18 protein-coding genes are annotated in these 17,437 nt (G+C 63.7%); 13 read left to right on the forward strand and 5 right to left on the reverse strand.

Features of this window, described 5'->3' with window-relative positions; genetic code table 11:
* Positions 1–3 precede the first annotated feature (3 nt).
* From AB4Z53_RS09065 to lpdA, 5 genes are read left to right on the forward strand one after another with little or no spacing between them, the layout of a single operon-like run.
* On the forward strand, positions 4–429 hold the full coding sequence (locus tag AB4Z53_RS09065) for a VOC family protein (RefSeq protein ID WP_441595586.1): 426 nt from the start codon (positions 4–6) through the stop codon (positions 427–429).
* Positions 426–1,067, forward strand: coding sequence for a LysE family translocator (locus AB4Z53_RS09070; RefSeq protein WP_441595587.1), 642 nt, complete (start codon positions 426–428; stop codon positions 1,065–1,067). The genes AB4Z53_RS09065 and AB4Z53_RS09070 overlap by 4 nt, the downstream gene beginning before the upstream one ends.
* Positions 1,068–1,069: 2 nt before the next feature.
* Entirely contained in the window at positions 1,070–1,570 is a 501-nt protein-coding gene (locus AB4Z53_RS09075; protein WP_441595588.1) for a hypothetical protein, read from the forward strand.
* The gene (locus AB4Z53_RS09080; RefSeq protein WP_113535426.1) at positions 1,567–2,319 is read left to right on the forward strand and encodes an SDR family oxidoreductase; all 753 of its coding nucleotides are present in this window, start codon (positions 1,567–1,569) and stop codon (positions 2,317–2,319) included. The genes AB4Z53_RS09075 and AB4Z53_RS09080 overlap by 4 nt, the downstream gene beginning before the upstream one ends.
* A gap of 24 nt (positions 2,320–2,343) precedes the next feature.
* Positions 2,344–3,750, forward strand: coding sequence for a dihydrolipoyl dehydrogenase (gene lpdA, locus AB4Z53_RS09085; RefSeq protein WP_291153208.1), 1,407 nt, complete (start codon positions 2,344–2,346; stop codon positions 3,748–3,750).
* Between the two features lie 138 nt (positions 3,751–3,888).
* On the opposite strand, the gene AB4Z53_RS09090 is transcribed toward lpdA, so the two are convergent.
* Positions 3,889–4,383, reverse strand: a complete 495-nt coding sequence (locus AB4Z53_RS09090) for an acyl-CoA thioesterase (RefSeq protein WP_441595589.1) — start codon at positions 4,381–4,383, stop codon at positions 3,889–3,891.
* 213 nt (positions 4,384–4,596) lie between these two features.
* On the opposite strand from AB4Z53_RS09090, the gene AB4Z53_RS09095 reads away from it, so the two are divergent.
* Complete coding sequence (locus AB4Z53_RS09095) at positions 4,597–5,076, forward strand: DUF2867 domain-containing protein (RefSeq protein WP_113535255.1); 480 nt, start codon at positions 4,597–4,599, stop codon at positions 5,074–5,076.
* Here the strand turns inward: AB4Z53_RS09095 and AB4Z53_RS09100 are convergent.
* On the reverse strand, positions 5,073–5,669 hold the full coding sequence (locus tag AB4Z53_RS09100; protein ID WP_441595590.1) for a TetR/AcrR family transcriptional regulator: 597 nt from the start codon (positions 5,667–5,669) through the stop codon (positions 5,073–5,075). The two genes, AB4Z53_RS09095 and AB4Z53_RS09100, sit on opposite strands and share 4 nt — an antisense overlap.
* 121 nt (positions 5,670–5,790) lie before the next feature.
* Between AB4Z53_RS09100 and AB4Z53_RS09105 the strand changes: the two genes are divergently transcribed.
* Positions 5,791–7,029, forward strand: a complete 1,239-nt coding sequence (locus tag AB4Z53_RS09105) for an MFS transporter (protein WP_441595591.1) — start codon at positions 5,791–5,793, stop codon at positions 7,027–7,029.
* A 38-nt stretch (positions 7,030–7,067) separates the two neighbouring features.
* Here the strand turns inward: AB4Z53_RS09105 and AB4Z53_RS09110 are convergent, their stop codons facing one another.
* Both AB4Z53_RS09110 and AB4Z53_RS09115 read right to left on the reverse strand, forming a co-directional pair.
* Positions 7,068–8,153 carry a TraB/GumN family protein gene (locus tag AB4Z53_RS09110; RefSeq protein WP_441595592.1) on the reverse strand — a complete coding sequence of 362 codons (1,086 nt, stop codon included), beginning with the start codon at positions 8,151–8,153 and terminating at the stop codon, positions 7,068–7,070.
* 99 nt (positions 8,154–8,252) lie between these two features.
* The gene (locus tag AB4Z53_RS09115) at positions 8,253–9,188 is read right to left on the reverse strand and encodes a tyrosine recombinase XerC (RefSeq protein ID WP_441595593.1); all 936 of its coding nucleotides are present in this window, start codon (positions 9,186–9,188) and stop codon (positions 8,253–8,255) included.
* Between the two features lie 134 nt (positions 9,189–9,322).
* Here AB4Z53_RS09115 and AB4Z53_RS09120 point away from each other — a divergent pair, with 134 nt between their 5' ends.
* On the forward strand, positions 9,323–10,246 hold the full coding sequence (locus AB4Z53_RS09120; protein ID WP_441595594.1) for a GNAT family N-acetyltransferase: 924 nt from the start codon (positions 9,323–9,325) through the stop codon (positions 10,244–10,246).
* 61 nt (positions 10,247–10,307) lie between these two features.
* The gene (locus AB4Z53_RS09125) at positions 10,308–11,441 is read left to right on the forward strand and encodes an AAA family ATPase (RefSeq protein ID WP_441595595.1); all 1,134 of its coding nucleotides are present in this window, start codon (positions 10,308–10,310) and stop codon (positions 11,439–11,441) included.
* Between the two features lie 53 nt (positions 11,442–11,494).
* Here AB4Z53_RS09125 and fsa read toward each other — a convergent pair whose 3' ends face one another.
* Positions 11,495–12,148: a fructose-6-phosphate aldolase gene (gene fsa, locus AB4Z53_RS09130; RefSeq protein WP_043613920.1), complete on the reverse strand. Its 654-nt coding sequence runs from the start codon at positions 12,146–12,148 to the stop codon at positions 11,495–11,497.
* 180 nt (positions 12,149–12,328) lie between these two features.
* Between fsa and AB4Z53_RS09135 the strand changes: the two genes are divergently transcribed.
* From AB4Z53_RS09135 to atpA, 4 genes are all read left to right on the forward strand, one after another.
* Positions 12,329–14,545, forward strand: coding sequence for a primosomal protein N' (locus AB4Z53_RS09135; protein ID WP_441595596.1), 2,217 nt, complete (start codon positions 12,329–12,331; stop codon positions 14,543–14,545).
* A 140-nt stretch (positions 14,546–14,685) separates the two neighbouring features.
* Positions 14,686–15,072 carry an AGROH133_08824 family phage infection protein gene (locus AB4Z53_RS09140; RefSeq protein ID WP_291153233.1) on the forward strand — a complete coding sequence of 129 codons (387 nt, stop codon included), beginning with the start codon at positions 14,686–14,688 and terminating at the stop codon, positions 15,070–15,072.
* Positions 15,073–15,334: 262 nt separating this feature from the next.
* Complete coding sequence (locus AB4Z53_RS09145) at positions 15,335–15,895, forward strand: F0F1 ATP synthase subunit delta (protein WP_441595597.1); 561 nt, start codon at positions 15,335–15,337, stop codon at positions 15,893–15,895.
* Entirely contained in the window at positions 15,895–17,424 is a 1,530-nt protein-coding gene (atpA, locus tag AB4Z53_RS09150; RefSeq protein WP_057255020.1) for a F0F1 ATP synthase subunit alpha, read from the forward strand. The genes AB4Z53_RS09145 and atpA overlap by 1 nt, the downstream gene beginning before the upstream one ends.
* Positions 17,425–17,437: the final 13 nt, after the last annotated feature.

The following is a 17,437-nucleotide window of genomic DNA, read 5'->3' on the forward strand; positions in this document are numbered from 1 at the left end:
GGCATGGCATTCGGACCCAACGTTCCGCCGATCCAGGCGCATATCTGCGTCAAGGACGGGCTTGCTGCCATTGCTTTCTACGAGAAGGCCCTGGGCGCGGTGAACAGCTTCCATGCGATGGCCGAGGACGGCAAGCGGGTGATGCACGCCAATCTCGCGATCTATGGCGGCGAGGTCATGCTGCACGACGAGTTTCCCGAATTCGGCGGAAGCGTGTTGTCGCCGAAAACGATCGGCGGCACCGGAGTGGCGATCAGCCTCAACCTTCCTGCGTCAACCGACGTCGATGCAGCCTATGACAGGGCGGTTGCCGCCGGGGCATCGACAGTGCTGGAGCCGCAGGATACCTTCTGGCACGCACGCTACGCGCGTATTCAGGATCCCTTCGGCCACGTCTGGGCCTTCAACGCACCGGTCGCAAAATCATGAGCCAGTACCTTCTCGAACTCGCATCGCTGATGGCGATCTTTGCCTTCGCCATCGTCTCTCCGGGAGCGGACCTTGCAATGGTCATGCGCCAGTCGATCGTGCATGGCCGCCGCCCGGCGATCATCACGTCCTTCGGCATCGGCACGTCGCTGATGTTCCATGTGACTTATACGATCCTTGGCCTCGGACTGATCATTTCGCAGTCGATCTACCTCTTCAACATCGTCAAATGGTGCGGCGTTGCCTACCTGATCTATATCGGGGTCAAGGCGCTGCGTGCCGGCCAGACGGAGATCAAGGTCGACCGCACCGAAAGCGCTGATCCGGCCAAGAGCCAGTCGGCTGCCAGGGCATTCGGTCTTGGATTTGCTGCCAATGCGCTCAACCCCAAGCCGGTGTTCTTCTTCCTGTCGATCTTCTCCACGGTCGTCAGCGCCCATACGCCGATCCTCGTCAAGTTCAGCTATGGCCTTGTCATGGCCTCGTGCCTGATCCTCTGGTTCGTCGGCGTCAGCCTGTTCATGACGACGCCGCGCATGCGTGCCGCCTTCACTCGCGCCAGCAAGTGGATCGATCGTGCCAGCGGCGTGGTCTTCATCGCCCTCGGCGTCAAGCTCGCGACGGAGAAGGCCGCCTGATCATGGTTCTTCGTCGCCTCATTTCCGCGCTTTTCGGCATTGCCCTCGCCGCACCGGCGATTGCCGCCGACTGCAAGCAGTCGCACGCGATCTACGGCGACCGCGATGGTGGCTATGAGCTGCGCTTCGAGCCGGTCGGCTCGGAAAGTGCGGCGACCAGCAATCATTTCAAGGTGGCGGTCCTGAAGCCGGGCCTGCTGCTCGACGGCGTGGTGATGCCGGCGGGCGAGCCGGAGCGCGCGACTGGGCTGATCATGCACAATTGCCCCGAGGGGGATGCGACCGGCGAGGAACTGCGCGCCTGCACGGTATGGCAGGGCGTCGTTTATGCACTCGACAAGGTCGGCGCGATCAGCGAGATCCCCGCCGAGACCGAACCGGCGGCCGAGCAACTGCTGCTCCCTGATTTCGGGCCATCGCTCAGGGCTTCGACCGCTTGGGGTAAGGGCAGGGCGGAAGCCGACAGCTGGGACGCCTTCACGCTGAAGGGATGCGCCGCATGAGTGCCGGCCCCGTTCTCCTGGTGACCGGCGGCAGCCGCGGCATCGGCGCAGCAATCTGCCTCGGCGCAGCGAAAGCCGGCTGGCGCGTCGCCGTCAACTATGCGTCGAACCGCGATGCGGCGGATGCGGTTGTCGGCGCGATCGTGCGGTCCGGGGGCACGGCGATCGCCGTTCAGGGCGATGTCGGCTCGGAGGCGGATATCCAGGCGATTTTTGCCGCCGTCGATACGGCCTTCGGCCGGCTGGACGGTCTCGTCAACAATGCCGGCATTGTCGGGCCGACAGAGCGGGTGGACGAGATGTCTCCCGAGCGGCTGGAGCGCATGTTCCGCATCAACGTCACCGGCTCCATCCGCTGCGCGGCGGAGGCGGTCCGCCGCATGTCGACACGCTACGGGCACGAGGGCGGCGTCATCGTCAATATCTCCTCGGTCGCTGCCGTGCTCGGCTCTCCGGGCCAGTATGTCGACTACGCCGCCTCGAAGGGCGCGATCGACACTCTTACCATCGGCCTCGCACGCGAGGTCGCGACCGAAGGCATTCGCGTCAACGCGATCCGCCCCGGCATCATCGATACCGAGATTCACGCGTCCGGCGGCCTGCCGGACCGGGCGCGCGATCTCGCCTCCACCATTCCCGTTCAGCGACCCGGCACGGCCGAGGAAGTGGCTGACGCGGTTCTCTACCTCCTGTCAGACAAGGCGACTTATGTGACGGGGTCAATTCTCAATGTCAGCGGCGGGCGGTAACCGTCCTGAAGGAAGGATATGCAAATGGCTTATGATCTCATCGTTATCGGCAGCGGCCCCGGCGGCTATGTCTGCGCCATCAAGGCGGCACAGCTCGGCCTGAAGGTTGCCGTCGTCGAGAAGCGCGCCACCTATGGCGGCACCTGCCTCAACATCGGCTGCATCCCGTCGAAGGCGCTGCTGCATGCCTCCGAGATGTTCCACCAGGTTGCCCACGGCGTCGACGCGCTGGGCGTCGAAGTCGCCGCGCCGAAGCTGAACCTCGAAAAGATGATGGCGCACAAGGACGCGACCGTTAAGGCCAACGTCGAGGGCGTTTCGTTCCTGTTCAAGAAGAACAAGATCGACGGCATCCAGGGCACCGGCAAGGTGCTCGGCCAGGGCAAGGTCTCGGTCACCAACGACAAGGGCGAGGAGCAGATCCTCGAAACCAAGAACATCGTGATAGCCACCGGCTCCGACGTCGCGGGCATTCCGGGGGTCAAGGTCGACATCGACGAGAAGGTTATCATCTCGTCGACGGGCGGCATTGCGCTCGAAAAGGTCCCGGCCAACATGATCGTCGTCGGCGGCGGTGTCATCGGCCTCGAACTCGGCTCGGTCTGGGCGCGCCTCGGCGCCAAGGTGACCGTCGTCGAGTATCTCGATTCGATCCTCGGCGGCATGGATGGCGAGGTTGCCAAGCAGTTCCAGCGCATGCTCGCCAAGCAGGGCATGGACTTCAAGCTCGGCGCCAAGGTGACCGGCGTCGTCAAGGACGGCAAGGGCGCCAAGGTGACCTTCGAGCCGGTCAAGGGCGGTGACGCCGTGACGCTCGATGCCGACGTCGTTCTGATCGCCACCGGTCGCAAGCCCTACACGGACGGCCTCGGCCTCGACAAGGCCGGCGTCGTCATGGACCAGCGTGGCCGCGTCGAGATCGACCATCACTATCAGACGAGCGTTGCCGGCATCTACGCGATCGGCGATGTCGTGCGCGGCCCGATGCTCGCCCACAAGGCCGAGGATGAGGGTGTCGCCGTTGCGGAAATCCTCGCCGGTCAGGCCGGTCACGTGAACTATGACGTGATCCCGGGTGTCGTCTACACCCAGCCGGAAGTCGCTTCCGTCGGCAAGACCGAGGAAGAACTGAAGGCTGCAGGCGTCGCCTACAAGGTCGGCAAGTTCCCATTCACCGCCAACGGCCGCGCGCGCGCAATGCTCGCCACCGACGGCTTCGTGAAGATCCTTGCGGACAAGGAAACCGACCGCGTTCTCGGCGGCCATATCGTCGGCTTCGGCGCCGGCGAGATGATCCACGAGATCGCCGTGCTGATGGAATTTGGCGGTTCGTCGGAAGACCTCGGCCGCACCTGCCATGCGCATCCGACCATGTCGGAAGCGGTCAAGGAAGCCGCACTTTCGACCTTCTTCAAGCCGATCCACATGTAAGGATCATGCAGGGGGTTGCGCCAACGCGGCCCCCTGTTTCCAGCCGCGCGTTTCAGGCGTGCCGGCTGCTGTTCGCCTGCGCAACGTCAGCGCTTGCTGACATTATTGCCATCGGCCTTTCTGGTCCCGGCGACAGCCTCACTCCTCAGAAGCAGACCTGATCGCGTGGAAACGCTCTTCGAACTCGCGCCTGAGGGTGCGCCGTGCCTCTGCCGCGCGCTGCCGCTGCCTGCGGTCGGCGGTATCGGTGACAAGGGCAGGAACAGGTGTCGGGCTTCCGTCGGCGTCGACCGCGACCATGGTGAAATAACAGGAATTGGTATGGCGGCGTTCGCCGCTGCGGATGTTTTCGGCCTCGACCCGGATGCCGATTTCCATGGAGGTGCGACCGGCATTGTTGACCGCAGCGCGGAAGGTGACGAGTTCGCCGACATGGATCGGCTGGCGAAAGATCACCTGGTCGACCGAAAGCGTCACCGCATATTGCTGCGAAAAGCGCGAAGCGCAGGAGAAGGCCACGCGGTCCAGGAGATTGAGCAGCGCGCCGCCGTGGACCTTGCCGCTGAAGTTCGCCATGTCAGGCGTCATCAGCACGACCATTTCGAGTTCGCGCGTGTCATAGCTGGTTTCCATTGTTCGTCTCCAGAATTTGCAACGTTCCGCTTGAGTTATGCAGCTTGGCCGATGGAAGGGAAGGGCCTGGTGCTTGGGGAACAATGGTCCGTTGCGCAAGGCGGGATGTGACGATTGGCCCGAGGGCTGCGACAAGCGGCCTCCTGTCCCGTGCCGGTCAGCGGCGCAATCATGTTTCACATCGCAATCGATGCCGAGGCATCAGGAGGAAACATGAAACCGAGAGCCGTGGCCATCTCTCTGCCGAACCGGCATCTACCGGAAGCAGATTGGGCCGACCGATTCGAGCTTGCCCTTGACGGCAAGGGCGTGACCGCTGCGGAAGCAGCCGAGCGTTCGCTTGGCCGCTCGCCGCGATGGATCCGCGAGCTTCTGCGGCTTCGCAACGGCGTAGTCTCTGTCGTCGGCCTGAAGTCGGCCGCGCCGAAGCCGGGTCGTTTCGGCTTGGTCGGGGCGTTCCCGGTGCTGTCGAAAAGCGATGACGAAGTGGTGCTCGGCTTCGACGACAAACATCTCGATTTTCGCATCGTCGTGGACGTCAGGGCGGGGTCCGCCGTCAACCAGATCGTCGGCGTCACCACGCTCGTCCGGCGGCACAATGCGTTCGGGCGGGTTTACCTTGCGGCAGTCACGCCGTTTCACAAGATGATCGTGCCGACCCTTTTGGCGCGGGTGGCGGGTCCGGGCGGCTAAGCTGAGATCTCGTTCTTCAGCCCAGAGAGCAGCACGTCCAAGTTGTCGCTCGCGCTGGCCAAGCGCGTAACCGGATCATTCGCCTCTGCAATCCAGAGCGCCGCATCGGCGAGGGCGCCATTGATCAGCCGTGCCAATGTCTCCGCATCCCCCTGACGCACGACGCCCTCGGCCATCATGGCCGAAAGCCGGGCGGCGAGCGAAGCGAGGCATTGCCGCCGGCTCGGCTCCAGCACGCTTGCGCCGAGAACTGCCGGTGCGTCCGTCAACACGATTTGTCGGATCTCCGGTTCGAGCGCCATCTCCAGATAGAGTTTACAACGGCGCACGAACCCTTCCCATAGATCCGCGGCCCCGGAGGCGGCATCGAGCCGCACATCCATCTCGGCGTCCAGGGTCTCCACGACAGCACGTAGCAGGCCTCTCTTGTCGCCGAAATGGTGATAGAGCGCGCCGCGAGTGAGGCCGGCCGAAGCGGTGAAGTCGTCCATGGAGGTCTCGGCGTAGCCGAGCCGGCTGAAGGCATCCCGCGCGGCGGCGATCAGCTTTCCCCTCGTCTCCGCGATCATGTCGCTACGCGCGCGCCTTGGCATTTTCCCTTCCTTTTGCATACGTAGCGTACGTTAATTGACATGCGGTGCGTATGTCAATATCACTGACATACATTGCGTATGCTAGTGACGCGGCGCTAAAACAGGTTTTGCAGGAGGTTCCATGGCCAATCCCTACGCACGGATCTTTGCCGCCAAAGGCACGGTGGGCTTCACCCTGGCGGGATTGGTGTCGCGCCTGCCGCTGTCGATGATGGGGATCGGCATCATCACCATGCTGGCGCAGGCTCGCGGCAGTTATGGGCTTGCCGGCAGCGTGGCCGCGGCGTTCACTCTGGCCTCGGCACTGCTGGCGCCGCAGGTTTCGCGGCTCGTCGATCGGTTCGGTCAGGGCCGCATCCTGCCGCTTGCCACGGTGCTCAGTATTCTCGGCACGTCGGCCCTGCTGGCTTCAACCCATTGGCAGGCCCCTGACTGGACGCTCTTCGTCTTTGCGATCCTCGCGGGATGCACGCCCAGCATGTCGGCGATGACCCGAGCGCGGTGGACCCAACTCTATCGCGGTCGCCCCGAGTTGAAGACCGCCTTTTCGCTCGAATCCGTTTTCGACGAGATCTGCTTTATCGTCGGGCCTCCCATTGCGGTCGGCCTGAGTGTCGGGTTGTTTCCCGAGGCCGGACCGCTGGCAGCCGCGGTATTCCTTGTCGTGGGCGTTACCGCCTTCGTGTTGCAGAAGGGAACCGAGCCACCCGTCAAACCGGCCGAGACGATGGCGCCGGGTTCGGTTCTTCGTTACCCGGCGCTGCGTGTACTTATCGCGGCGCTTGCCGGCATGGGTGTGATCGTCGGCACGATCGATGTGGTCAGCCTGGCCTTTGCCGAGGCCGAGGGACGACCGGCCGCCGCGAGCCTCGTGCTTTCGCTTTATGCGCTTGGTTCCTGCATCGCCGGTCTGGCGTTTGGCGCAGTCAGGCTAGGCCTGCCGCTGCCGAAGCTGTTCCTGATCGGTGCGGGCATGACGGCCGCCAGCACGTTGCCGCTCCTGTTCGTCGGCGGGATCGGCAGCCTTGCAACGATGATGTTCGTTTCGGGCGTGTTCTTCGCACCGACGATGATCGTCGCCCTGAGCATTGGCGAAATCGCCGTGCCGCCGTCGAAGCTGACGGAGGGGCTGACCTGGTTGACCACCGGTCTCGGGGTCGGCGTTGCGGCGGGGGCGGCGGTGTCAGGGGCGGTGGTCGCGCGCTTCGGTGTGCAGGCCGGCTTCACCATCGCGCTCGCCGCCGGTGTCTTGATCGTTGGCGCCGCGTTTTGGGGTTATCGCCGCCTGGGCAGGATCGAGGGTGACGGCGCTATGGCGCCCACTTCCGAAGTCGTTTCGCGTGCGAGCGTGCAGGGCTAAGCGTAGTTCCGGCCGACATCCTCCGCCGGCCGGCGCTGTCAGTTGGCGCGCGTGACTGTGAAGCCCTGGGCGCGCAGCAGTTCGACCAGGCCTTCCTTGCCCGGCAGGTGCAGCGCGCCAACGGCCATGAAGGCCGCGCCGTTCTTCAGGATTGGTTCGGCGCGCGTTGCCATCGTCCTGTTGCGGTCGACGATGATGCGCTGCTCGAAATCGGCATAGCCGAAATCGTCGCTCGACGTCGTGTCGACGGCCCTCATCATCGGCATGATCATGCCGGTGTCGCCGGCAAGGTAGAGGTCGGTCATTGTCGCGAAGACGTCGTCGATCGTCTTGCCGAGCGCCAGCGTCTCGATGAGGGCGCGCAGGTGCAGTTCGGTCGGAAGAGAGTCCATCGCCGCGAGCTGTTCGATCAGCGACTCCAGGCCCTTGAGCGCTTTGCCCTGGCTGACCGCATCTTCGGCAATCTTCTTGTCGAGGAAGGAGGCGCCCGTCGCCTTGCGGGTGATCTCGCAGGCAGGCAAGGCGACGAAGCTCGCGATCATCCACGGCTTCATGCGCGCCACCAGCGTCAGCGGAATGCCGCGCGCCTTGAGGCCCGCTTCAAGCTTTTCACGATCGCCGGGCTTCAGGAAGTCGGCGATCGTCTTGTTGTCCGGAAACATGGTGAGGTCGGGCCGCATCAGGATCGCGGCGGCCGACTTCTTCTCGTCGATGATTTCGTCCGATTCGACGATGACGGTGGACGCTGCCTCGAAGGCGGCCGGCGCCTCGGTCGGGAGCGCCAGCACACGCGGATCGGTGACGTGCATGGTGCCGAGCAGCCAGGAAGGTGCGATGCCGTCCTTCTCGATCTTCCAGAAGATGCCCTTGCCGTTCGGAACGGCTGCGGCCTCCGATTCGAGTGCTGCGAATCTTGTCGGGTCCGACTTGGCAAGGGCCGTCAGGACATTCGAGCCGCCGCATTCGGCTTCCTTCGCATCGGCTTCCGCGACAAAGAAGAGGGTCACGACGAGGCTGGCGGCCAGGACGAGGTGCAGCAGGGCAATCAGCCAGAGTGTACCGTCCGTGACCCATGCGAGCAGGTTGCGTGGCAGGTTTCGATCAGGTCTCGCAAAGGCGGTCATCATTGTTCCCCGACGGTCGGACGGTCGTTGCAGAACCCTAGGCCCGGGCCGGTCACGGCTTCCTTAAGGGGCATGGTTAATCCATGGTTTCGCCGAAAATCAGGCGCGCGGATGGGCGCGGTCATAGATTTCCAGAAGCCGTGCGGAATCGACGCCGGTATAGACCTGCGTCGTGGACAGGCTGGCATGGCCAAGAAGCTCCTGAATGGTTCTGAGATCGCCGCCGCCGGCAAGCAGATGGGTGGCGAAGGAGTGGCGCAGCGCATGCGGCGTTGCCGTGTCCGGCAGGCCGAGGGCACCGCGCAGCTTCTGCATTTCGCGTTGGATGATCGCGGGCTGCAGCTTGGCGCCGCGGGCGCCGCGAAACAGCGGCTCATCGGCCGCGATCTGATAGGGGCAGAGCTTGATATAGGTGGCAACGGCTTGGCGCGCCGCTTCGATCAGCGGCACGAGGCGGGTCTTGCCGCCCTTGCCGACGATGCGCAGCGACGAGGGCGTACCGGCAAATTCGCCCGGTGTCAGGCCGAGCGCCTCGGAAATGCGCAGGCCGCATCCGTAAAGCAGGGTCAGTACCGCGGCATTGCGGGCGGCGATCCAGGGCTCCTCGGCAAGCTGTGCCTCTGCGGTCACGACGTTGAGTGCATCGCGATCGGTCAGCGGTTTCGGCAGGGATTTCGGTTGCTTCGGCGAGCGCACCGCAGTGGCGCCGGCGGCATTGGCGAGACCGTTGCGCTCGAGGAAGCGAAGGAACGAGCGCAGCCCGGCGAGCCCGCGACCGAGCGTGCGAGCGCCGGCGCCCCCTTTGCGGCGCTGGGCGAGGAAGCCACGCAGATCCGCTGGCCGCAGCGTGCGGATATCGGAAAGTCGCGGCGGTCCAGCCAAATGCCCGGTCAGGAATGTCAGGAACTGGCGCGTGTCACGCTCATAGGCCTCGACAGTGTTATCCGAGAGGCGACGTTCCCGCATCAGCCCGTCGAGCCAGCGCTGACGCTCGGCGAGGAGTTCCGGATGGCCGATGACGAGGAGCTCGTTCATTGTCATTTTCCAAGATGCTTCATTCGCGACAATGCTCTGACGCATCTTATGTTTTTGCTAATGCGTCCTTGGAATCTGTCATTCTTCGATCATATAGAATTGCGATGTTCAGCCGGAAAGAATCGGATCGGACTATGGCGGGACGGGATTCGGTGAACGGATTCGCACATTTTGCTGAAGTAATCGCCCTGGTCTCGCAGGGGCAGCCTGGTCACATCGTCGATACCCTGATTGCCGAGCGCGGGCAGCGCATCGTCAAGAGCCCCATGTGGCCGCTGGTGCGACCCTTCCTCTATGCATTGCTGAACTATCGCAAGGCACACGAGTTTGCCGATGCGGTCGCCAACATGCCCGGCTTTCAGGCCTTCGAACATCTGAGTTCGCTTCTGTCGCTGGATGTGCGGGTCGACCGGGCCGAGCGGATTCCGACCAAGGGCGGCTTCCTGCTGGTCAGCAACCATCCGACCGGAATTGCCGACGGGATCGCCGTCTTCGACCTGCTGAAAACACGACGGCCGGACATGATGTTCTTCGCCAATCGCGACGCCATCCGCGTCAATCCGCGTTTCGTCGAAATGGTCATCCCGGTCGAATGGCGCGAAGAGCACAAGAGCAAGCTGAAGGCGCGCGAGACGCTGCAGGTGACCAACCGGGCGATCGGCGAAGGCAAGGCGACGGTGCTCTTTCCGTCCGGGCGCATCGCCTTCTGGGCGGACGGCTGCCTCAACGAGCGACCATGGAAGACGTCCGCGGTGGGGTTTGCACGCAAGTACGGTCTGCCGATCCTGCCTGTGCATTTGAGCGCCCGCAATTCCGGCCTGTTCTACTGGTTCGCCAAGTGGTCGACGGAACTGCGCGACATGACCGTGTTTCATGAGTTGCTCAACAAGAAGGGCGACCACTTCGACTTCCGCATCGGCAACCTGATCTCGCCGGATGCGCTGGAAGGCGAGCCCGGCGAGGTGACGAAGGCACTCGAACGGCACACGGTCTTCGATCTGGCCATGGATGCGGACGCATCGTTCCAGCCCCGGTTGCAGGGGGCGGCCGCGCTCTGACGACCGGCCCGCCATGTCTGCCGGCTTCACGCCGGGCGGCGGATCGGCTAGGTCTTGAGCCATGCAGCTTCAATCCATGTTTGCCGAAAACTACCGTTCGTTGAAGTCGATCCGCATGGATCTGACCGGGGTCAACCTGTTCATCGGCGAGAACGGCGTCGGCAAATCCAATCTCTATCGGGCGCTTCAGCTCGTGCAATCCGCCACGCGCGGGACCTTGGCGCGCGAGATCGCCGAAGAGGGCGGCATGTCGTCGGCGCTCTGGAGTGGCCGCCGTCGCGGCGACAAGCCGGCGCGCATCCGATTGGAAACCGAACTCTTGGACGAGGAACGGGCGATCACCTTTCGCTACCGCATCGAGGCAGGGCTTCGTCCGCCATTGGCTGCCGCCGGCTTTGCCTATGAGCCTCAGGTCAAGGAAGAGGAACTGACGGTCGAAACCGGCAGGCGGCCGGTGACGATGATGAAACGATCCGGGCCAGGCATTTTCGTGCGCGGCGAGCGCGGACGGATGGAGGACTATCCGGAAACGGCGCTGACCTCGGAGACGGCGATTTCGCTGCTCGGCGACGCCGGTCACTATCCGGAGGTCGGAACCTTTCGCCGCGCGGTCGACCAATGGCGGTTCTTCCACGGCTTCCGCACGGATCGCGATTCGCCGCTTCGGCTGCCCTGTCTCGCCGTGACGGCGCCGATGCTCGACGAGACCGGCGTTAACATGGCCGCGGTCTTTGCGACGCTCAGGCACACACGTCAGGATACGGTCGACCTCGACCGTGCTATCGCCGATGCCTTCGGTGGCGCCTATCTCGATGTTCCCGAGCCCGGTCAGTTCGCCGAATTCTCGCTGGTCTTTCCGGATTTTCCCAACCGGCCGTTTTCGCCGCGCGAGCTTTCCGATGGGCAGATGCGCTTCCTGGCGCTGGCGGCCGCCTTGCTGTCCTATCGCCGGCCCCGCTTCATTGCGCTGAACGAGCCGGAGACCAGCCTGCATCCGGACATGCTGCCGGCGCTTGCCGACATGATCGCCAGCGCCTCACGCGAAAGCCAGATCTGGATCGTCACCCATTCGGAAAGGCTGGCGGAGGAAGTGCGCCAGCGCTCAGGCATCCGTCCGCGCCGGGTGATCCGCAAGGACAGTGCCACCTGGATCGACGGCATGCGGCTGACTGGGCTGATGGACGACGACGAGTAGGCAACAAAAAACCCCGCATCGCTGCGGGGTCTTCTTGTTCATTCCCGAAACAATCAGGCGATCTTCTGACCGGTCTTGGCCCAGTCGGCCAGGAAGGTTTCGAGGCCCTTGTCGGTCAGCGGGTGCTTGACCAGAGCCTTCAGCGTGGCCGGCGGCGCGGTGACGACGTCGGCGCCGATGAGGGCGGCTTCCTTGACGTGGTTCACGGTGCGGATCGAGGCAGCAAGGATCTCGGTCTCGTAGCCGTAGTTGTCGTAGATGTGGCGGATCTCGCGGATCAGGTCCATGCCGTCGAAGGCGATGTCGTCGAGACGGCCGACGAAGGGCGAGATGAAGGTGGCGCCGGCCTTGGCGGCAAGCAGCGCCTGGTTGGCCGAGAAGCACAGGGTCACGTTGGTCTCGTGGCCGTCCGAGGTCAGCGCCTTGCAGGCCTTGAGGCCGTCGAGCGTCAACGGCAGCTTGATGCAGATGTTGTCGGCGATCTTCGCGAGAACGGCCGCTTCCTTCATCATCTCGGCGTATTCGGTGGCGGTTACTTCAGCCGAAACCGGGCCGTCGACGATCGAGCAGATTTCCTTGGTGACTTCCGTGATGTCGCGGCCCGACTTCAGAATCAGCGACGGATTGGTGGTGACGCCATCGAGAAGGCCGAGATCGTTCAGCTCGCGGATTTCCTTGACGTCGGCGGTATCAACGAAAAATTTCATGGGGTCACTCCCTTGGGGCACGATTGCCGTTCGGGCGCATATCTACCGGGGAGGAATTCCGTTGGCAGAGATCGCGCGCGTTGAAACTCTGGTGGAACCGTGACAAACCCTGCGGCCTGCAAGGCTGCGGTTCGCAGCGCAGTTTTCTTTAACCGAAACACGTGGCAAGGTCACGGCAAAATGACTCGCGATTCAACCGATTTATTCGGCGATTTGCTCGGGCCCGTTTCGGCCCGTCGCGTCGTGCCGGTCCTGGTGCCCATGCCGGCGCCGAAAGCCTATTCCTATGCGGTTCCCGACACCATGGCGGTCGAGCCGGGCTCGATCGTGCAGGTGCCGCTCGGGCCGCGCCTCGTCGTCGGCGTGGTCTGGGATGGCGACGATGACGGGAGCGTCGATGCCAAGAAACTCAAGACGATCGAGAAGGCTTTCGACTGCCCGCCGCTGACGCGCGACATGCGGACCTTTCTCGATTGGGTTGCCGCCTATACCGTCACGCCGCCTGGGCTGGTTGCGCGGATGGCGCTCCGCGCACCGGCGGCCTTCGATCCGGAACCGATGGTGGAAGCCCTGCGGTTGACGGAGATGCGGCCGGAGCGCATGACGGCGGCGCGCGAGCGCGTGATCGCTGCCGCCAGCGACGGTTTTTCCTGGACGCGCTCAGGGCTGGCGCATGCCGCCGGCACGTCGTCGAGTGTGATCGAAGGGCTGACCCAGCAAGGGGTCTTCGAGACCGTCTTCATGGCGCCGCCGCCCGTCGTCGCCTTGCCCGATCCCGATTTCGTCGCGCCCCGGCTCGAAGGCCCGCAGAAGGATGCGGCGGCCGATCTGCTGGCAGCGGTAGAGGAGGGCGGTTTCTCGGTGTCGCTAATCGACGGCATCACCGGGTCCGGCAAAACCGAGGTGTATTTCGAGGCAATCGCCGCGACCCTTCGGGCGGGCAAGCAGGTGCTGATCCTGTTGCCCGAGATCGCGCTGACGTCGAGCTTTCTCGAACGCTTCCAGGATCGTTTCGGCGCCAAGCCAGCCGAGTGGCATTCGGACCTCGCGCCGCGCACCCGCGAAAAAGTCTGGCGCCAGGTGACGACCGGCACGGTCCGCGTCGTTGCAGGCGCCCGCTCGGCGCTGTTCCTGCCCTTCGAGGAGCTGGGTCTCATCATTGTCGACGAAGAGCACGACCCTGCCTACAAGCAGGAAGATCGCGTCTTCTACAATGCGCGCGACATGGCGGTTGTTCGTGGTCGCATCACCGGCTTTCCCGTCGTGCTCGTCTCGGCGACGCCGTCGCTCGAAAGCCGGGTCAATGGCGAGGTCGGACGCTACAAGCCGATCCACCTGCCGACCCGCTTCGGCGATGCGGCGCTGCCGCGGCTCGGCGTGGTCGATATGCGCCAGCATCCACCGGCGCGCGGTGGCTTCCTTTCGCCGGTTCTCATCAACCAGATCGGCAAGGCGGTCGAGCGTGGCGAACAGGCGCTGCTCTTCCTCAATCGGCGTGGCTACGCACCGCTGACGCTCTGCCGCGTCTGCGGCCATCGCTTCCAGTGCCCGGATTGCTCAAGCTGGCTGGTCGAACACCGCTTCCGCGGGCAGATCCAGTGCCACCAGTGCGGCTATTCCGAACGCACGCCGGAAGCCTGCCCGGAATGCGGCACGCTCGATCATCTGGTCGCCTGCGGCCCGGGTGTCGAGCGGATTGCCGAAGAGGTGGAGCGGCATTTCCCCGAGGCGCGCACCATCGTGCTTTCTTCCGACCTGATGGGCGTCAAACGGCTGAGGCTGGAGCTTGAGGCCATCACGCGTGGTGAAGCCGATATCGTCATCGGCACCCAGCTCGTTGCCAAGGGGCATAACTTCCCCCTGATGACACTGGTCGGCATTGTCGATGCCGACCTCGGTCTGGCGAACGGCGATCCGCGTGCGGCGGAACGGACCTTCCAGCTGCTCTCGCAGGTCACCGGCCGCGCCGGGCGAACCGGCCTCAAGAGCCTGGGGTTGCTGCAGACCTACCAGCCGCAGCACCCGGTGATGCAGGCGATCGTCTCCGGCGATGCCGACGCTTTCTACGACCGCGAGATCGCCGAGCGCGAGAAGGCATTGCTGCCGCCCTTCGGCCGGCTCGCCTCGCTGATCGTCTCGGGCGACACGCGCCAGGATGCCGAAGGCCACGCGCGCGGCCTGCGCATGGCAGCGCCCCGGACCGATGGCATCACCATTCTCGGCCCCGCGGAAGCGCCGCTGGCGCTGATCCGCGGGCGGCACCGCTTCCGCCTGCTGGTGCATGGTCGGCGCAACAGCGACATGCAGGCCTTCGTCAAGGCGATGATCGCCGCCGGCCCCAAAGAGCGCGGCTCGATCAGCGTCCAGCTCGACATCGATCCCCAGAGCTTCCTTTAGGCTCAAGTTTCCTGTGATCGTCGCATTGATGAGGCCGCGGGCGATTCACAACCGCCGCGACATGCGCTAGAGGTCAGGCACGCTTCGTCTCGGCAACAGGATGGGGCGGCATGATAACGGGCTCATCAGCGGGAACGGACATGGAATTCTACATTCCGACGGAAACCGGCGAATTCCTCGCCTTCTGCGCCGCCGCGGCTGCGGCGCTGATCGGCGTCGTCATGCTGTTTGCGCCGCGGCTCGCCTTTCGCGCGGCCGGCATCGGCCTTGCCGAGGGACGGCGCGGCGGCTACGCCGAAGCGCGCTCCACCATGGGCGGCATGCATGTCGGGTTGGGCCTTGCTGCGATCCTGCTGGCGCAGCCGATGGTCTACCTTGCCATGGGGGCAGCTTTCGCCCTTGCCGCTTTCGGCCGAATTCTCTCGATGATGAGTGACAATGGCGGCACGGTCTACAACTGGCTGGCGCTCTTCATCCAGGCGGCACTCGCCATCCTTCCGCTCGCCTACGTCTTCGGCATGATCTGATCGCGCGCGGGTCGTTTCGCGATTCACAACGCAGGAAACGAATTTACGGCAAAATTCGGCCAAAGGTGGCCGACTTATGCCGCATTCCTGCCGTTCGCGTGTTGCGAGTCCAAACATCCTATGCTAGACGAACCGCGAATTGCGGGGGAAGTGGGTCGCCAGGCCTCGATATCCTGCAAGTTATTGCAGCAAATTCAAGATGTTAAGTTGACGGCCCACCGCCAGCTCGGTTCTTGAATGAAATTGAGAGAAGCTTGTGCCCGTGGCAGACACATCCCAGCTTATTTCCGGTGTTGCAGAAAGATATGCGTCCTCGCTTTTTGAACTTGCGCTGAGCGCCGGTTCCATCGAGGCAGTCGGTGCGGATCTTACCCGCGTCCAGGCCCTGATCGATGGCAGCGACGACCTGAAGCGGCTGATCGTAAGCCCGGTCTTTTCTGCAGACGACCAGTTCAAGGCCATTTCGGCAGTTGCCGAAAAGGCCGGTATCTCCGGGCTCGTCGGCAACTTCCTCAAGGTCGTTGCCCGTAACCGCCGCCTCTTCGCGCTGCCGGGCATGATCAAGGCGTTCCGCCTGATCGCCGCGCGCCATCGTGGCGAAATCTCCGCCGACGTAACGTCGGCGCATGCGCTCACCGCAGCGCAGCAAAACGAATTGAAGGCGACGCTGAAGAGCGTCACCGGCAAAGACGTGGCGGTCAACGTCACCGTCGACCCGTCTATTCTTGGAGGTCTGATCGTCAAGGTCGGGTCCCGCCAGATTGACACTTCCCTTCGCACCAAACTCTCTACCCTTAAGCTTGCACTGAAAGAGGTCGGCTGATGGATATCCGCGCCGCGGAAATTTCCGCAATTCTCAAAGATCAGATCAAAAATTTCGGCCAGGAAGCAGAAGTCTCCGAAGTCGGTCAGGTGCTTTCCGTCGGTGACGGTATTGCCCGCGTCTACGGCCTCGACAATGTCCAGGCAGGCGAGATGGTCGAATTCCCGGGTGGAATTCGCGGCATGGCGCTGAACCTCGAAGCCGACAACGTCGGTGTCGTTATTTTCGGTTCGGACCGTGACATCAAGGAAGGCGACACCGTAAAGCGGACTGGCGCCATCGTGGACGTACCGGTTGGTCCGGAGCTGCTCGGCCGCGTCGTTGACGCGCTCGGCAACCCGATCGACGGCAAGGGTCCGATCAACGCCAAGCAGCGCTCGCGCGTTGACGTCAAGGCTCCGGGCATCATTCCGCGCAAGTCGGTGCATGAGCCGATGTCGACCGGCCTCAAGGCTATCGACGCCCTCATCCCGGTTGGCCGTGGCCAGCGCGAGCTTGTCATCGGCGACCGCCAGACCGGCAAGACCGCCATCATCCTCGACACGATCCTCAACCAGAAGGCCATTCACGACAATGGTCCGGAAGGTGACAAGCTGTATTGCGTCTACGTCGCAATTGGCCAGAAGCGTTCGACGGTTGCCCAGTTCGTGAAGGTTCTGGAAGAGCGCGGCGCTCTGCAGTACTCGATCATCGTTGCTGCGACGGCGTCCGATCCGGCTCCGATGCAGTACCTCGCGCCGTTCGCCGGTTGCGCGATGGGTGAATACTTCCGTGACAACGGCAAGCATGCCCTGATCGGCTACGACGACCTGTCCAAGCAGGCCGTTTCCTACCGTCAGATGTCGCTCCTGCTGCGCCGTCCGCCGGGCCGCGAAGCTTACCCGGGCGACGTTTTCTACCTGCACTCCCGCCTGCTCGAGCGCGCTGCAAAGCTCTCGGACGACAATGGCGCCGGTTCGCTGACGGCTCTGCCGGTCATCGAAACGCAGGGCAACGACGTTTCGGCGTTCATCCCGACCAACGTGATCTCGATCACCGACGGCCAGATCTTCCTTGAAACCGACCTGTTCTACCAGGGCATCCGTCCGGCCGTTAACGTCGGTCTGTCGGTTTCGCGCGTTGGCTCGGCCGCTCAGATCAAGGCGATGAAGCAGGTTGCCGGCTCGATCAAGGGCGAACTCGCCCAGTATCGCGAAATGGCCGCCTTCGCGCAGTTCGGCTCGGACCTCGATGCCGCTACGCAGCGCCTCCTGAACCGTGGTGCCCGCCTGACCGAACTCCTGAAGCAGCCGCAGTTCTCGCCGCTGAAGACGGAAGAGCAGGTCGCTGTGATCTTCGCTGGCGTCAACGGCTACCTCGACAAGCTTCCGGTCAACCAGGTCGGCAAGTTCGAGCAGGGCCTGCTTTCCTACATGCGTTCGGAAGGCAAGGACATCCTGGAAACCATCCGCAAGGACAAGGCGATCTCCGACGACGTCAAGGGCAAGCTGAAGGCTGCAATCGACAGCTTCGCCAAGTCTTTCGCCTGAGCGGATTTCATTT

Source organism: Ensifer sp. 2TAB8, assembly GCF_052115125.1.
In the GTDB taxonomy this organism is placed as follows: domain Bacteria; phylum Pseudomonadota; class Alphaproteobacteria; order Rhizobiales; family Rhizobiaceae; genus Ensifer.

Bases quoted from the DNA above. Each gene is read 5' to 3' on its own strand.
- AB4Z53_RS09065 (WP_441595586.1), top strand. From the start codon at position 4: ATGGCATTCGGACCCAACGTTCCGCCGATCCAGGCGCATATCTGCGTC.
- AB4Z53_RS09070 (WP_441595587.1), top strand. From the start codon at position 426: ATGAGCCAGTACCTTCTCGAACTCGCATCGCTGATGGCGATCTTTGCC.
- AB4Z53_RS09075 (WP_441595588.1), top strand. From the start codon at position 1,070: ATGGTTCTTCGTCGCCTCATTTCCGCGCTTTTCGGCATTGCCCTCGCC.
- AB4Z53_RS09080 (WP_113535426.1), top strand. From the start codon at position 1,567: ATGAGTGCCGGCCCCGTTCTCCTGGTGACCGGCGGCAGCCGCGGCATC.
- lpdA (WP_291153208.1), top strand. From the start codon at position 2,344: ATGGCTTATGATCTCATCGTTATCGGCAGCGGCCCCGGCGGCTATGTC.
- AB4Z53_RS09090 (WP_441595589.1), bottom strand. From the start codon at position 4,383: ATGGAAACCAGCTATGACACGCGCGAACTCGAAATGGTCGTGCTGATG.
- AB4Z53_RS09095 (WP_113535255.1), top strand. From the start codon at position 4,597: ATGAAACCGAGAGCCGTGGCCATCTCTCTGCCGAACCGGCATCTACCG.
- AB4Z53_RS09100 (WP_441595590.1), bottom strand. From the start codon at position 5,669: ATGCCAAGGCGCGCGCGTAGCGACATGATCGCGGAGACGAGGGGAAAG.
- AB4Z53_RS09105 (WP_441595591.1), top strand. From the start codon at position 5,791: ATGGCCAATCCCTACGCACGGATCTTTGCCGCCAAAGGCACGGTGGGC.
- AB4Z53_RS09110 (WP_441595592.1), bottom strand. From the start codon at position 8,153: ATGACCGCCTTTGCGAGACCTGATCGAAACCTGCCACGCAACCTGCTC.
- AB4Z53_RS09115 (WP_441595593.1), bottom strand. From the start codon at position 9,188: ATGAACGAGCTCCTCGTCATCGGCCATCCGGAACTCCTCGCCGAGCGT.
- AB4Z53_RS09120 (WP_441595594.1), top strand. From the start codon at position 9,323: ATGGCGGGACGGGATTCGGTGAACGGATTCGCACATTTTGCTGAAGTA.
- AB4Z53_RS09125 (WP_441595595.1), top strand. From the start codon at position 10,308: ATGCAGCTTCAATCCATGTTTGCCGAAAACTACCGTTCGTTGAAGTCG.
- fsa (WP_043613920.1), bottom strand. From the start codon at position 12,148: ATGAAATTTTTCGTTGATACCGCCGACGTCAAGGAAATCCGCGAGCTG.
- AB4Z53_RS09135 (WP_441595596.1), top strand. From the start codon at position 12,329: ATGACTCGCGATTCAACCGATTTATTCGGCGATTTGCTCGGGCCCGTT.
- AB4Z53_RS09140 (WP_291153233.1), top strand. From the start codon at position 14,686: ATGGAATTCTACATTCCGACGGAAACCGGCGAATTCCTCGCCTTCTGC.
- atpA (WP_057255020.1), top strand. From the start codon at position 15,895: ATGGATATCCGCGCCGCGGAAATTTCCGCAATTCTCAAAGATCAGATC.